General features: G+C 62.1%; 13 protein-coding genes. 8 read left to right on the top strand and 5 right to left on the bottom strand.

The genetic code is table 11. The annotated features are described in order from the left end of the window. The first annotated feature begins 225 nt into the window (after window positions 1-225). The 7 genes from thrS to OU997_RS08590 all read left to right on the top strand — a co-directional run bounded on the left by thrS (window position 226) and on the right by OU997_RS08590 (window position 7650). Window positions 226-2148, top strand: a complete 1923-nt coding sequence (gene thrS / locus OU997_RS08620) for a threonine--tRNA ligase (RefSeq protein WP_267809664.1) — start codon at window positions 226-228, stop codon at window positions 2146-2148. A gap of 97 nt (window positions 2149-2245) precedes the next feature. Beyond that, window positions 2246-2728 carry a GNAT family N-acetyltransferase gene (locus OU997_RS08615; RefSeq protein WP_108489204.1) on the top strand — a complete coding sequence of 161 codons (483 nt, stop codon included), beginning with the start codon at window positions 2246-2248 and terminating at the stop codon, window positions 2726-2728. A gap of 345 nt (window positions 2729-3073) precedes the next feature. Beyond that, window positions 3074-3424 (top strand): hypothetical protein, encoded by a 351-nt coding sequence (locus OU997_RS08610; RefSeq protein ID WP_146180665.1) that lies wholly within the window; start codon window positions 3074-3076, stop codon window positions 3422-3424. A 62-nt stretch (window positions 3425-3486) separates the two neighbouring features. Beyond that, entirely contained in the window at window positions 3487-5439 is a 1953-nt protein-coding gene (locus tag OU997_RS08605) for a TonB-dependent receptor plug domain-containing protein (protein ID WP_267809663.1), read from the top strand. Window positions 5440-5489: 50 nt separating this feature from the next. Next, window positions 5490-6926, top strand: coding sequence for a 4Fe-4S binding protein (locus tag OU997_RS08600; RefSeq protein ID WP_267809662.1), 1437 nt, complete (start codon window positions 5490-5492; stop codon window positions 6924-6926). A gap of 165 nt (window positions 6927-7091) precedes the next feature. Further along, window positions 7092-7283, top strand: a complete 192-nt coding sequence (locus OU997_RS08595; RefSeq protein WP_267809661.1) for a hypothetical protein — start codon at window positions 7092-7094, stop codon at window positions 7281-7283. Between the two features lie 130 nt (window positions 7284-7413). Then, window positions 7414-7650 (top strand): hypothetical protein, encoded by a 237-nt coding sequence (locus OU997_RS08590; RefSeq protein WP_108489208.1) that lies wholly within the window; start codon window positions 7414-7416, stop codon window positions 7648-7650. Between the two features lie 170 nt (window positions 7651-7820). Here the strand turns inward: OU997_RS08590 and OU997_RS08585 are convergent, their stop codons facing one another. Beyond that, window positions 7821-9749 carry a DUF2207 domain-containing protein gene (locus OU997_RS08585; protein ID WP_267809660.1) on the bottom strand — a complete coding sequence of 643 codons (1929 nt, stop codon included), beginning with the start codon at window positions 9747-9749 and terminating at the stop codon, window positions 7821-7823. Between the two features lies 1 nt (window position 9750). Further along, the gene (locus tag OU997_RS08580) at window positions 9751-10314 is read right to left on the bottom strand and encodes a LemA family protein (protein WP_108488836.1); all 564 of its coding nucleotides are present in this window, start codon (window positions 10312-10314) and stop codon (window positions 9751-9753) included. Between the two features lie 338 nt (window positions 10315-10652). Here OU997_RS08580 and OU997_RS08575 point away from each other — a divergent pair, with 338 nt between their 5' ends. Beyond that, a complete protein-coding gene (locus OU997_RS08575) occupies window positions 10653-11402 on the top strand; it encodes a substrate-binding periplasmic protein (protein WP_108488837.1) in 750 nt (249 codons plus the stop codon). Between the two features lie 4 nt (window positions 11403-11406). Here OU997_RS08575 and OU997_RS08570 read toward each other — a convergent pair whose 3' ends face one another. From OU997_RS08570 to OU997_RS08560, 3 genes are all read right to left on the bottom strand, one after another. Beyond that, the gene (locus OU997_RS08570) at window positions 11407-11895 is read right to left on the bottom strand and encodes a GNAT family N-acetyltransferase (protein ID WP_267809659.1); all 489 of its coding nucleotides are present in this window, start codon (window positions 11893-11895) and stop codon (window positions 11407-11409) included. A 261-nt stretch (window positions 11896-12156) separates the two neighbouring features. Next, a complete protein-coding gene (locus OU997_RS08565; RefSeq protein ID WP_108488839.1) occupies window positions 12157-12576 on the bottom strand; it encodes a DUF1850 domain-containing protein in 420 nt (139 codons plus the stop codon). Continuing rightward, window positions 12573-14600, bottom strand: coding sequence for a TRAP transporter permease (locus OU997_RS08560; protein WP_267809658.1), 2028 nt, complete (start codon window positions 14598-14600; stop codon window positions 12573-12575). Before OU997_RS08560 ends, OU997_RS08565 begins: the two co-directional genes overlap by 4 nt. Window positions 14601-14664: the final 64 nt, after the last annotated feature.

Below are 14664 nucleotides of genomic sequence, written 5' to 3'. Positions count from 1 at the left end.
AACTGTAGGGTGGGTTAGCGGCGCCAAACTCCAAACGTGCAGACACCACTAGCACGGCGCGCCGCGTAACCCACCGGGCGATCTCCCGGTGTTGGCCGATGGTGGGTTACGCGGCGCACGGACTACATGATGGCCTCCATGGCTGCACCTTTGCGCCGCTAACCTGCGCGGCCCGACCCACCCTACGAATCGCCCCCTTTAACCGACCCTGATTAGAGAACCGATATGCCCAGCATCACCCTGCCCGACGGCAGCCTACGTCATTACGCCCAACCTCTGAGCGTGGCCGACGTCGCCGCCGATATCGGCCCCGGCCTGGCCAAGGCCGCCCTGGCCGGCCGCCTGGATGGCCGCCTGGTGGATACCAGCGCCTTGATTGACAACGACGCCCAGCTCAGCCTGATCACCGCGCGCGACCCCGAGGGCCTGGAGCTGCTGCGCCACTCCTGCGCGCACCTGCTGGCCATGGCAGTGAAGCAGCTGTACCCGAGCGCTCAGGTGACCATCGGCCCGGTGATCGAAGACGGTTTTTTCTACGACTTTGCCTTCGAGCGGCCCTTTACCCCGGACGATCTCGAACGCATCGAAGCGCGCATGACCGAGCTGGCCGCCGCCGATCTACCGGTCAGCCGCCGCGAGCTGCCACGTGCTGAAGCCATCGCCCATTTCGAGGCGCAGGGCGAGCACTACAAGGCCGAGCTGATCCGCGATATTGCCGAGGGCGAGGTGCTGTCGCTGTACCGCCAGGGCGACTTCGAGGACCTTTGCCGTGGCCCGCACATCCCGCGCACCGGCCTGCTGCAAGCCTTCAAACTGACCAAAGTGGCCGGTGCCTACTGGCGCGGCGACGCCAAGAATGCCGCGCTGCAACGCATCTACGGCACCTGCTGGGCCACGCCGAAAGAACTCAAGGCCTACCTCACGCGTCTGGAGGAAGCCGGCAAGCGCGACCACCGCAAGCTCGGTGCTCAGCTTGATCTGTTCCACTTCGACGACTGCGCCCCGGGCTCGGTGTTCTGGCACCCCAAAGGCTGGACGCTGTTCCAGCAACTGATCAACTACATGCGCCAGCAGCAGGACGCCGCCGGCTATGTCGAGGTCAACACCCCCGACGTGATGGACCGCAGCCTGTGGGAAACCTCCGGGCACTGGTTCAACTACCGCGAGGCCATGTTCACCACCAGCACCGAAGACGAGCGCGTGTTCGCCCTCAAGCCGATGAACTGCCCCGGCGCGGTGGCGCTCTACGCCCGCGGCCTGAAGAGCTACCGCGACCTGCCGCTGCGCATGGCCGAATTCGGCAAGGTGCACCGCTACGAGCCGTCCGGCGCGCTGCACGGCCTGCTGCGCGTGCGCCACTTCACCCAGGACGACGCGCACATATTCTGCACCGCCGCGCAGATGGAACAGGAATGCGCCGACACCATCGCCCTGGTGTTCGCCATCTACCGCGACTTCGGCTTTAACGAGGTGGCGGTGAAACTCTCCACCCGCCCGGCCAACCGCATCGGCAGCGACCAAACCTGGGATCAACTGGAAGGCGCACTGTCCGGCGCGCTGCAACGGATGAATATCGACTACCAGCTCAACCCCGGCGAAGGCGCGTTCTACGGGCCGAAACTGGAGTTCGTGCTGCGCGACGCGATCGGCCGCGACTGGCAGTGCGGCACCCTGCAGGTGGACCTCAACCTGCCTGAGCGCTTCGACATCAGCTACATCAACGAACAGGGCGAACGCGAACGCCCGGTGATGCTGCACCGTGCATTGTTCGGCTCACTGGAGCGCTTCACCGGCATTCTCATCGAGCAATACAGCGGTCTGTTTCCGCTGTGGCTGGCGCCGCAACAGGCCGCCGTGCTGACCATCTCCGAAGGGCAAAACGACTACGCCCGCCAGGTACTCGCCGCCCTCAAGCGCGCCGGCCTGCGCGCGGTAGCCGACCTGCGTAACGAGAAAATCGGCTACAAGATCCGCGAAGCCACCCTGCAGAAAGTGCCCTACCTGCTGGTCATCGGCGAACAGGAAAAAGCCGAAGGCCGCGTCACCCTGCGCAGCCGCGCCGGCGACAACCTTGGCAGCCTGACGCTGGCTGAACTGGTCGAACGGCTGCGCACCGAGGCGCGCATGCCCGCTCAGCACGCTGACTGATTCACCCAACGGAAAGGGCCCGGACGATGCATCGAGCCCTTGAGCCGCATGCCGCTGCGACGGACAATCGCTGCACATCCTCCGCACGACACTCCCCATGCAACCGTCCCTGCGCCTGCGCACCTATCACGCCGATGACCTGACAGCATTGGTCGCGTTGTTTCAGGCATCGGTCAATCAGTTGACCACCCAGCACTACAACGCCGCGCAGCGTCAGGCCTGGGCGCCCGAGGTTGCGGACTTGTCGGCCTGGCAAACACGTTTCGCTTCACTTGAGCTGCTGATTGCCGACGATGGCCAGGCAATCGCTGGTTTTATCGGCTTTAGCCTGGATGGGCATATCGACCTGCTGTACTGCGCGCCCAGTCATGCCCGTCAGGGTGTTGCCAGCGCCCTGTATGCCACTGCCGAGCAACGCTTGCGCGCGGCGGGTGTGCAAGAGCTGTTTACCGAGGCCAGCCTGGTGGCCCAAGCGTTTTTTGCCCGCCAGGGCTTTTCTGTGCAGCAGGCACAGACGGTGGCACGCGGCACTGTTATGTTGCCGCGATGGCTGATGGGCAAAACGCTGGAGCAGCGATGAACACCCTGACGATTATCGTGCTGACCGCCGTTGTGCTAGCGGCCTGCGCCTTCGCAGTGTGGCGCTGACACACCCAGCGCAAAACTGGGAAAACCGATGCCGACTATATCGCCAGCTGCCAGCGCTTTTCCGAACACTGGATCAGCCTGCCGGTGGTGGTCTTCTCTGAGCGCATCCAGCAGGAGTGGCATAACCTAGAACTGTTTAAGCAGCTGCTGCGCGGCCTGCCGGCACGCAATCCTGACCTATGCTAAGTCGGACGGCAGCGCGCTGCGGCGATGTGTCACCCAAGGCGGCCGGCAAAACAACTAGAATGCTCCCCGCCCACCTACAGGTAATCCATTGATGCGGCTTACGCGCTCCACAACAGACTGGTTGCTGGCCATTGCCCTCGCGGGCATGTTGCTGCGCGCCACGCTGTTGGTATGGAGCGCACCGCTGATCATGACCACTGACTTCATGCTGCTGTGCACCTCGCAGGGTACTCAGTTGGTCGCCATTGACGATCAAGAACCGCCTGCACACAGCCCTTGCGCGCAGTGCTCAACCCAGGCCAGCAGCCTGCCGGTGCTGGTCTACCTGCCGCCTGCACCTGCGCGTATGGCAACGCCCGTGTTGCTCGAAGCACAAGTGCTGCGCTGGTATCCGCCCTTCCTGCTGGCCCCCCCCAACCGCGCCCCTCCGCTCTACGCCTGATACCCATGCTCATCACCCGGCACTCGTTTGCCGGGTACTTTCATGCATTCAGGATTATCTCTATGTACCGTATTTCGACCCTGGCGTTGGCGGTAGTCGCTTGCGCCGGTGCATCCGCACTTCACGCACAATCGCTGCAACTGCAAGACATGGTGGTCACCGCCACCGGCACTCCGCAACCGATCAAAGATGTACAGGCCTCTGTGCAGGTGATTGATCGCCATGAACTCAACCAGCACTCCGCACACAGCGTGACCGAAGTGCTGAAGTCGGCGACCGGTGTGCAAGCCAACAACGCCGGCGCCACAGGTGCGCTGTCCATCCGCGGCTTCAACAGCAACCAAAGCCTGATCCTGATCAACGGGCAGCGCCGCACCAACAACTACAGCAGCAACAACCCCAACCAGATCAGCACCTTTGATATCGAGCGCATCGAGATCGTGCGCGGCCCGATGTCGTCCCTCTATGGCTCGGATGCCTTGGGCGGGGTGATCAATATCATCACCCGGCAACCGGGCGAAGACCCTGGCGTCAGCGCCCAAGTGACCACTGGTGCGGCACGCGAAGGCCGCGAAACCCTGCAAAGCGGCATCAATGCCCGATTCGGCGATGGCACCTTAGGGCACTCGCTGACCCTTGAGCAGGAACACCGCAACGCCCTGCGTCACGAAGACTCCACCGAGGATGACAGCGGCCGATTGATCAACCTGTCCGCGGCCTACCGCGGTCGCTGGACACCCGATGACGTGCAGTCGCTGGGCTGGGCGGTGGAGATTTTTGATCGCGACAATGACCGCGCCGCCCAAGCCTTGATTCGTCGCCCCGGTGGTGGCCCGCCGGTGTTCGATACGCTGGACTACAGCAACTTCGAAGACGAACGCCGAACGTTTTACGGCCTGGACTACCAACGCCTGATCGGCCCCGGCGAACTGAAACTGCGCAGCAGTGCCGGGCGCAGCAGCGGTGCTACCAACCGCAGCTTCCCGGAAACCCTGCGTGAAACCACGCGGTACAAGCAGTACCAAAGCGATGCGCTGTACAGCCTGCCGGTACTGGACACGCACAAGGTGACCCTGGGTGGCGGCTACAACCGTGATGAACTGGATGTGACCATCAACGCCCAGAGCGCCGCTCGCGATAACGCGTTTGCCCTGTTACAGGATGAGTGGCAGATCAACGATCAGTGGACATTGGTCGCCGGGGCGCGTTACGACCACTTTGACGATTTCGACAGCGCCCTGACACCCAAGGTCAGCCTGGGCTGGCGTGACGGCGACTGGCGGGCCCGCCTGGGCTATGGCGAGGGCTTTCGCGCGCCCAGCCTGCTGGAGCAATACGCCAGCTTTACCCGAGGCGGCGGCACCAGTGTGATCAACGGCAACCCCAACCTGCAACCTGAGCAATCGCAGTCCTGGGAACTGGCCGTGGGTCGCACACTCGGCGCGCTGGATCTGGAGGCAGTACTCCATCAGAGCGATATCGATGATTTGATCATGTCGCGCGTGGTGCGCAGTCAGCCCATTGGCGGCGGTCGTTTCCGCAACTTCTCCGAGTATATGAACGTCGACAAGGCGCGTATCCGAGGCCTGGAGCTCAATGCCGACTGGCAGGCCAGCGAAAACCTGCGCCTGCGCGCCGGCTACGAATGGCTGGATGCCATGGATGCCAACACCGACCAGCGCCTGGAAGGTCGCGCACGCCGCACCTATCGGTTGGAAAGCACCTACACACTGGACTACTGGAGCCTCACCGCACGGGCACGGCATGTCGGCGACTACCTGTCACGCGAGAGCGGCTGCCGGGTGAGCTGCGAAGCCTACGACACCCGCCAGACGCTGGTGGACCTGAATATCAGCCATGCGCTGACCGAACAGTTGGAACTGTTTGCCGGTGTCGACAACCTGTTCGACCAACGTGACCCGGATAACTACGTCAATAACAACGCCGGAACCGGCGGTGGTCGTAATGACCCCGACACACGCTATTTCTATGTCGGCAGCCGTATCGACTTCTAAGCCAGCAACACCTGCCGGTCAGCCGTGGCCGGCAGGTGAGGAGCCTGATGATGAACGAACAAATCATTGCCCGTTCCGGCCAGCCCAACGCGCGCCGTAACAGCCTTAACCTCACGCAATTACCCCTTATCGGGCGCATGCTCCGGCACCCCTGGTTGATGGGCAGCCTGCAGGTTGTCAGTGTCAGCATTCTGGTGCTGGCCATCGGCCTGGGCATTTTCAGTGAAGACCGCAAAGACGGCCTGACGGTCCTGCTGTTCTGGGGGATCTTCTGGCCCCTGCTGACCTGTGTACTCACCCCGACAGTGGGGCCCGCGTTTTGTGCAATTTGTCCGCACGGCGCAATGGGCAAGTGGCTGCAGCGTTTTGGCTTGAAGAAGCGCTTCCCCAAGGCCCTGCGCGGCGCCTGGATCAGCTTCAGCCTGATCTTTTTCGGCTACTGGGTTATTGCCTTTGCCGCACCTGGCTTACTCAGCGCCTCGACGCAAGCCACGGCCTGGTACTTCCTGCTGTTTACCCTGTTTGCCGCCGGCTGTTTTTTCTTTTTTGCCGATATGGCGTACTGCAAGCACATCTGCCCGCTGGGCCGGGTGCTGGCCAGTCACGGCAAGGCCGGGGGGCTGAGCATCCGCACTGAACAGAGCGACTGCAGCCGTTGCACCACCTTCGAATGCGCCACGGCCTGCCACTACCACCTCTCGCCGTTCCGCTTCGAGGAACGCAACAACATGGACAACTGCACCCTGTGCCTCGATTGCGTGCAGGCCTGTGACAGCGCCGAACTGCACTGGATGCGGCCCGGCAAAAGTCTGGGCCAGCCGATCAAACGGGCTGATCCGCATGACTACTGGGTGATCATCCTGATTCTGGCGATAGCCGGTGTCGGCATCCAGTTTCTGCATGGCCTGCAACACACCGGCTTGCGCGACAGCCTGCCCTGGAATATCGCGGGTGCCTGGCTGCACCAGACCTTGCAGATCAGCACCGAAACCTGGCGGCTGTCCGGCTTGCTGGCCCTGCTGCTGGCAATAGCCATTACCGTACCGCTGGCCGCACTGGGCTACCGCAGTGCCGCCAAACGGGTGCAGCAATCGCCACGCGCCTTGGCGCTGGACCTGGCCTATGCGCTAGCGCCCATGGCCATACTCGGGCTGATCCCCCATGCGGTCACCATGTTTGCCAGCAAATACGGCCCAGGTCTGGTCAATGAAAGTGCGGCACTGCTGGGGCTGGCCTGGCACGTTGGGCCGTTTGCCGAACGCGGTGATACTTGGCTTAAGGTTGTCGGTTTACTGCCTTGGCTGGGCATTCTCTGGAGCCTGCAACTGAGCTGGCAACGGACGGCGTTTTGGGCCACAGGCAGCAGCGGCACCCAACGCTTGGCGGTCTGGGCCCTGGCCTGCATGCCCATCTGGCTCTACAGCAGTGTCATGCTGGGCAAAATTGCGGCCTTCATTCTGCTGGCCATGCCACATATGCATCACTAAACCGATACGCCCTCAGTGCGATGACGCACGCTCTGGCCTGCAACAAGGCTTCACGCCACGGCCAGAGCGTCTTTAATCGCTCAGCAACAGCCACTCGCACCTGCTAAGTTACCCACGCACCTTTTGGGCAACTGTTCGACGCGCGTTAGCCGCAGAGGGCACGCGTTGCTGACAGGCCACCCGGAGGGCAACACCCGCCTCTGGCCAATCTCCGATGGCCAGTGGCGGCGCCAGAGCTTCTGCGGCAACTGGGGCACGGCCTTGATGGCCGTCGCCTTCGCCCAAGCACCTGGGCGCTACTGCAGCGTGCTGCCCGATGGCCGCCTGTTGCAGCGACAACGCCGCACACAGCCCTAACCAGCTCTTGAACACAAAAGGACCCAAGCCTCTTAGTTGACCGAAGCTTTTCTGTGCAACAGGCACAGACGCTGACGCGCGGCGCTGTTATGTTGCCGCGCATGCTGATGGGCAAAATTCTGGAGCCGCGATGAACACCCTGACGATTATCGTGCTGACCGCCGTGGTGCTGGCCGCCTGCGCCCTCGCAGTGTGGAGCTGGCACAACCAGCGCAAACTGGAAAAGATCGATGCCCGCATCAGCCGGCAGAGCGAACTGATTGATCAACTCGACAGCCTGCTGGATAACCCGCCCCTCAGCGAAGCCGAGCAAAAAGCCAAAGGCGAAGCCTTATTGGCCAAGTTGCAGGAAACCCGCAAGCCTTAGCCTTGCTGGGATCATGATGTGTGGGAGGGGCTTTAGCCGCGACTTCTGTTAAGCGAGGCTACGACTGCATGGATGCAGGAGGTAGCGCCGCGCCGGCTCCCGGCCGGCTTGCGGCATTCACCACCCCACTGTGGGATGCCCGAGCCAAAAGCCCCTCCTACACAAGCGCTTTACCAACCACCGCCGCCTCCACCACCCCCGCCGCCGCCCGAGGAACCGCCACCGGATGAGCCGCCACCGTCAGACGAACTGCTCGAGGGCGGTGACGACGCCAGTGCCGTGGCGCTGCTAAGGCCGGCAGCCAGCGCACTGCTCATGGCCAGCGGTGTACTGAAAGTGCTGCGGCTGTGGTACCAGTCGGGTTGATAGTCACGCTGCGCCGGGTCGATCAGGCCGTTGGCCAGCGCCTCACTGAAACGCGCGCTCCACTTGTCCTCCACGCCCAGGGCCATGGCGTAAGGCAGGTGCTTCTCGTACAGCGCAATGCTCATCGCCGGGGCATTGCCGGCCAGGGCCAGTGCCTCGCGTTCCGCCAGCTGCAGGTAGTCGCGATAGCCTTCCAGCTGATCGAGCAAACGCCGCCCTTCAACCGATGGCGCCGGCAGCAGGTAATAGAACAGCACCACCACCAGCACATACACGCAGAGCAGCAGCAAGGCCGGCACCGACGCCGCATCACTGAGCATCCACAAGCCAATCGGCACTGCCCAGACAAACATCAACCCCGCCAGACCCAGGCCGATTTGCTTGCCCAAACTGGGCTGATTCCAGGCCATGTACAGCACAAACAGCGACGGCACGCCAAAGCCCAGGGTGAACACCACACCGGCCAGGCCGACAGCCACATCGTCCTCGTTACGCGCGCCGGTCAGCACCATCACCAGGCAGCCAACCACCGCCCACACCAGGCCCCAGGTCCAGATGCCACGGTTATGACTGAACCAGGCCTTGCCCTGGGTTTGCAGCTGGGTTTTCAGCCCAACCACAGCATCGGCCAGGCGCGGCTCGTAGTCGCTGCCAATCTCCAGGGCGATACCTTCCTTGTTGGCCGGAAATAGGCGCTTGCGCAGGTCGCGATCACCCTCACTGAAGTCAGCCCGTTCACCCGTGCCACGTGCCAGGGTAAAACCGCCACCGTGCGGCTTGTCTTCGAGGTGCAGGTGCTTGCGGATGGCCATGTCGGTGAGCCACACACTGAACGCCCGCGCATCCTGATAAGCCCCTTTGAAGCCGCGATGCCAGAGGTAGCCGGCCTGCACCGCGCGCATGCCTTCCGGAGCTTCGAACAGTGGAATGATCAGACCTTTTTCAGGGTCACGGCCGACCCGATCCCAGGCCAGCAGATAAAAAATCACCAGGCCGACCAGCAGCAGCGCGCCCAGGCACAGGCCAAGGTTATCCAGCAACACCGAACCCAGGCGCTGCATTACACCCGGCCGCGCCACCAGGCCGGCTGGCCAATCCACGGCCACCGTCAGGCCGTGGTAGGCCGGCAAGGCTTGGGTGGTGGCCAGACGCAGGGTGTCGTCACGCTGTTCGAGCACCTCATAGGCCTTGCCCTGCTCACCGCCAGCCCCGGTATAAGCGGCCACATCACCCATCCGCGCACCCGGCGGCAGCTTGACCTCGACCGAGGCCTGGAGAATCGGAAAAACCCACTGATTGCCGGTGACGTTCCAATACAGCTCATCGGTATTGAGGTGGTGCAACAGCTGGCGCTCAACCCGATAACGCAACTCGTACTGGTAGCGCCCCGGCTGCAACAGCTGGTCAGCCGAGCCCAGGTAATAGCGCACCCAACTGCCGTTCTGCTCGACCCGCGCACGCTCCGGCTGGCCATTGCGACTGATCGCAAGCATGGTGATCGGACTGCTCTGCAGCAGCCCGAGGGGCAAGCTGTAGGTGACCGGCAGATCACGGTAGATACCGCGTTTGATCTGTTCCCCTTCGGCCTGCACGGTAATGCGCTCAGTCACCAGCAGGCTGGCATCCGGCTGCACCTGCAGGGTCACGGCAAAGTCTTCGATAATCTCGGCAGCAGGGGCCCATAACGGCAGCAGCCAAGCACTCAACAGCAGGCTGCGCAGCAATCCATGCATATCAGAACTCCAGTTTGGGCGACTGGGCGTCGCGCGGGTCAGCCAGACTGAAGTATTCAGCCTGAGTAAAGTTAAACGCCCGGGCCAGCAGATTGCTCGGCACCGACTCAACCAGCACATTCAGCTCGCGCACCGCGCCGTTGTAGTAACGCCGCGCCATCTGGATATGGTCTTCGACGTCAACCAGGGCCTGGTGCAAATCAATGAACTGACCATCGGCCTTGAGCGCCGGATAGTCTTCGGCCAGAACCAGAACCTGATACAGGTGCGTCGCCATCTGCGTTTCCACCGTAGCGCGCTCGCCCGGTGGTGACTCGCTCAGCTGCTCTGCACGCGCACGCTCCTGCACCAGCGCCTGCAACGTGCCCTGCTCGTGGCGCATATAGTGCCGCACACATTCGACCAACGCCGGTATCAGGCTGGCACGGCGCTTGAGCTGCACATCAATACCGCTCCAGGCCATGGCCACTCGCGCCCGGTTGAACACCAGGCGGTTGTAGTAATAAATCGCCAGCGCGGCCAGGGCCAGCAAAGCCAACAGCCACGCGAATCCTGTGTCCTGCATCACCACTCCTTGAATCGCCCGCTTACATTCAGCGGCCTGCGCGCAACGGTGTATAGGCCGAATAGTGCTTACTCGAAGGCATTTAAGCTGGCAAAGCCCTGTATCGGTTAAGCAATTATGAGTTAGAAAATCGTTCATTAGCGTTAAGCAAAATGCGCTTTTCAACGTTTTGGCGACTAATCTCCACCCATTACTGACGGGGGCGACCTGAACCAGGCTGCAGCCGTAAGGGATTACCTGCTCAGTAAGTCAGATAAGTCGCCTGCGTAACTAACACTGGGCATGGCCTTTAGCTATGGTTAAGGCCATGCCCCAACGTCACTGACGAGATACACACCATGAGAGGTTTGCTGCCTTTTTTCGCCTGCCTGTTGTTTACGCTGTCAGCCCAGGCGAGGGCCGAGACCTTCACCATTGGGGTTGAGTTGCAACCCTATATGCCCTATTCCGATGTGCAGAACGGCCAGTATCAGGGCTATGGCCGTGAGTTGCTGGATGCCTTTGCCGCGCACCAGGGCTATGTTTTTGTTTATCAGCCGCTGCCGGTACGGCGCTTGCTCAGCGAGTTTCTCAACGGCAAGGTGGACTTCAAGTACCCCGACCACCCACGCTGGAATGCCGACCTCAAGCAGGCACATCAGGTGTATTTCAGTCAGGCAACCGCCCCCTCGATTGATGGTGTACTGGTCAAACCACAGCGCCTGGGTGCCGGAAGGGACAGCCTGAAGCGCCTAGGCACACAGCGCGGGTTTACCCCATGGCCGTACCTGGACGACATCAAAACCGGACGGATTTTGCTGATTCAGGCCAACCAGATCGACTCACTGGTGGCTATGGCACTCAATGGCCGGGTGGATGGCGTGTACCTCAACCCGCAAGTCGTGAACCACCGACTGCACAACACTCCGGAGCAAGGCTCCCTGGTATTTGACCGCACGCTGGCATATCAGGACGACCACTACCTGTTGTCGAGCATCAAACACCCACAGGTCATTGAGCAATTCGACACGTTCCTCACCAGCCAGACCACCTTGGTCCAAGCCCTGAAAGACCGCCACGGTATCAGCGATCCCCTGCAAAACCGCTGAGGACTTAAGCCGACTCTTCGCGATACACAGCCATTCCACGCGCCCGGTAGTTGGCCAGCGCGCTGGGGTGATCCAGGCTGCAGGTATGCACCCAGACCTTTTGGGTGCCCGGCCAGGCCCAGGCGGATTGCAGGGCGTGAGTCAGCAGCGGGCCACCAAAGCCCTGACCGAAGAAGGCCTCAGCCAGGCCGAAATAGAGAATCTCCACCGCCCCGTCGGCATCGCGCAGCAGCTCGTAGTAACCGGCGATGGCGCCCTGGTGATAGGCCACCCAGGTGCGGTGATGAGGCTGCTCGATCAGTTCGCGCCACTGCGCGTCGGTCCAGCTGAGTTTGTCGGTCCACTGCCAGGGCTCGCCGACCAGCTGGTAGAGAAAGCGGTTGAGCTGAAACTGCTTGAGTTGGCATTCCACCACGCTCAGCTCGGCCGGCAGCAGCTTGGCGCGGATCTGCTCGGGGTGCTGCATGTCCAGGTAATAGGTGATGGTGCTCATAACATCCTGCTTGGGGGGGCGAATTAGCAAGGTTGGGACGGGGTGTTCCGTTTAGGAGTGTAACGACAAAGCAAGGTAGGTTGGGGCGGGGCGCGTAGCCAGAGGAGCGCAGCGACCAAGCCCAACACGTCCAGCCACCACTGTTGGGCTTCGCTGCGCTCAACACCAACCTACACATGAACAAAACCCCCACAGGCATGGCCAAATGGGGGTTCTCCTCTTTATACGCCAGGGCTTGTGGCCTTGGGAGCAGACGGTGCCTTATGCGCCGTCCGGGCCGGCCGCAGCGGCCGGGGAGCGTTGCTCACAGCTCCAGAGTTCCAACGCCGGCTGGGTCGCTTGTGGCGGGCCGAGCCATTCACTCATCGAGTGGCAACGCTGGTTGAAACACAGTTGATAATCCCCTGCCTCGGGGGTTCGCCCCACACGCAGTGGTTGCAAGGGGGGTAGCTGACGCTGGTAATGCCAGCTGCCCTCGCGCAGTTCGGCGCCGTCTGGAATTTCCATACCGGCACCGGAACCCTTGACCCGCGCCTCGCCAAGGAGCAACCCCTCAGGCGTCACGCGGTAATCCTCTTCCCAACGAATTTTCTCAATGGTGTGGGTCCAGGCCAGGGTAAAGCTGGGCGTGGGCACTTCTGCCCACACCGCGCCTGCCAAACCCAGGCACAGGCCAATCACGCCATGGCCAGCTGAGCGCGACGAGCACGCCAGAGATGCTGGGCGATAAACAGCGCCCCCAGGGCGAAGCCGATCTCGTCACTCATCGGCGTGGCCAGAATCAGACTGACACCGGCGCCGAAGGCCAACGCACGTTCCCACCAACTCAATTTGGCCTGCAGGTAGCCGGTAAATGCCGCCCCCCAGAGGCCGATGGCGATAAATGCCTTGAGCACCACATACAGGGTGGCCAGCAGGCTATCACCTTGCAGCATCAGCGCCGGCTCGTACACTGCCATAAACGGCACCACGAACCCGGCCACGGCAATCCGCACGGCCCACAGGCTGATCTTCAGGCCGCTCTCCTTGGCAATCGGTGCGGCGGCGAAGCAGGCCAGCGCCACCGGCGGCGTGAGGTCGGCCATGATGCCGAAATAGAACACGAACATGTGTGACACGATCAGCGGCACGCCCAACTCCAGCAGCGCCGGCGCGGCAATCGAACTGGTGATGATGTAGTTGGGAATGGTCGGGATGCCCATGCCCAACACCAGGCAGGTGAGCATGGTCAACACCAGCGAAAGGAACAGGTTGTCCTGACCGATGGCGAGGATGTAACCGGCAAAGGTCGAGGCCACCCCGGTCAGCGAGACCACACCGATAATCACCCCCACCAGGGCGCAGGCAATGCCCACCGGCACCGCATGCCGTGCACCTTCCACCAGCGCGTGCAGGCAGATCACCAGGGTGTCGCGGCCACCTTTGATAAACCAGCACACCGCCACCAGCAGCGCAACGACGCCAAACACCACACCGATGCCGAGCTGGAAGAAACCGGCGCAGAGCACGCCCAGAGCAATCCAGAAGGCAAAACGCATGGCCTTGGACGACACCCGCAGGATGATCGCCGAACCGAGGATGACGATGGCGGTCAGCGCCAGGCCAACCATGCCGGAGAACAGCGGCGTGCGCCCGGAGAACAGCAGGTAGATCAGGATGAACAGCGGGATCAGCAGGTACCAGCGCTCCTTCACCGCCGTCCAGGGGTTCGGGCACTGGTCTTTCGGCAGGCCCTGCAGGTTGGCGCGCTTGGCTTCCAGATGGACCATCCAGAACACCGAGCCGAAGTACAGCAATGCCGGAATCAGCGCGGCCTTGGCCACCTCGAAGAACGGCACGTTGATCGTCTCGGCCATGATAAAGGCCACCGCGCCCATGATCGGCGGCATGATCTGGCTGCCCATCGACGCAGTGGCTTCCACGCCCCCGGCAAACGCCGGCTTGTAGCCGAAGCGCTTCATCAACGGGATGGTGAACTGGCCCGTGGTGACCACGTTGGCCACGCCCGAACCGGTAATGGTGCCCATCAGCGCCGACGACACCACCGAGACCTTGGCCGGGCCGCCGAGCTTATGGCCGAACAGGCCCATGGCGAAGTCGGTGAACAGCTTGATCATCCCAGCCTGTTCGAGAAACGCGCCGAACAGGATAAACAGGAAGATGTAGGTGGCTGATACATAGGTCGGCGTGCCGTACAGCCCCTCGGTGCCGAAGGCCAGCTGGTTGACCAGCTGATCAATGGCGTAGCCACGGTGCATCAAATCGCCCGGCAGGTACTGGCCGAACAGGCCGTAGGCCAGAAACAGCGCGCAGATGATTGGCAAGGCAATGCCCATTACCCGCCGTGCGGCTTCGAACACCAGGACGATCAGCAGCAGGCCAACCACCATGTCGCTTTGGGTCAGGTCACCGGAACGTTGAATCAGGTCGGCTTCGAAATACCACTGGTAAAACGCCGTGGCCATGCCGGCCAGGCCCAGTAGCCAAGCCAGCGGCTGCCAGGGCTGCTCTTTGCCACGGGCGGGAAAACAGAGAAACACCACCAACAGCAGAAAGCCCACATGCACCGCACGCAGAATCTGGCTGGATACCGGGTGGAAGGCCGCGGTGATGATCTGGAAGATGGAGAACAGCAGCGCGACATAGAACAGCGCTTTCGGCCAATCGCCTGGGTTGGCGGCAAGGCCTTGATTGTGGTCACTCATGGAGCAGATGCCCTCACTACAACGTTGCCAGCACAAGAGTCGCCAACAAAACCTGCCGTGGCGC

Source organism: Pseudomonas sp. SL4(2022) (assembly GCF_026625725.1).
Taxonomy (GTDB): domain Bacteria; phylum Pseudomonadota; class Gammaproteobacteria; order Pseudomonadales; family Pseudomonadaceae; genus Aquipseudomonas.
Note: the sequence above shows the minus strand (reverse complement) of the source record. Positions and strands in the feature narration are given on the sequence as shown.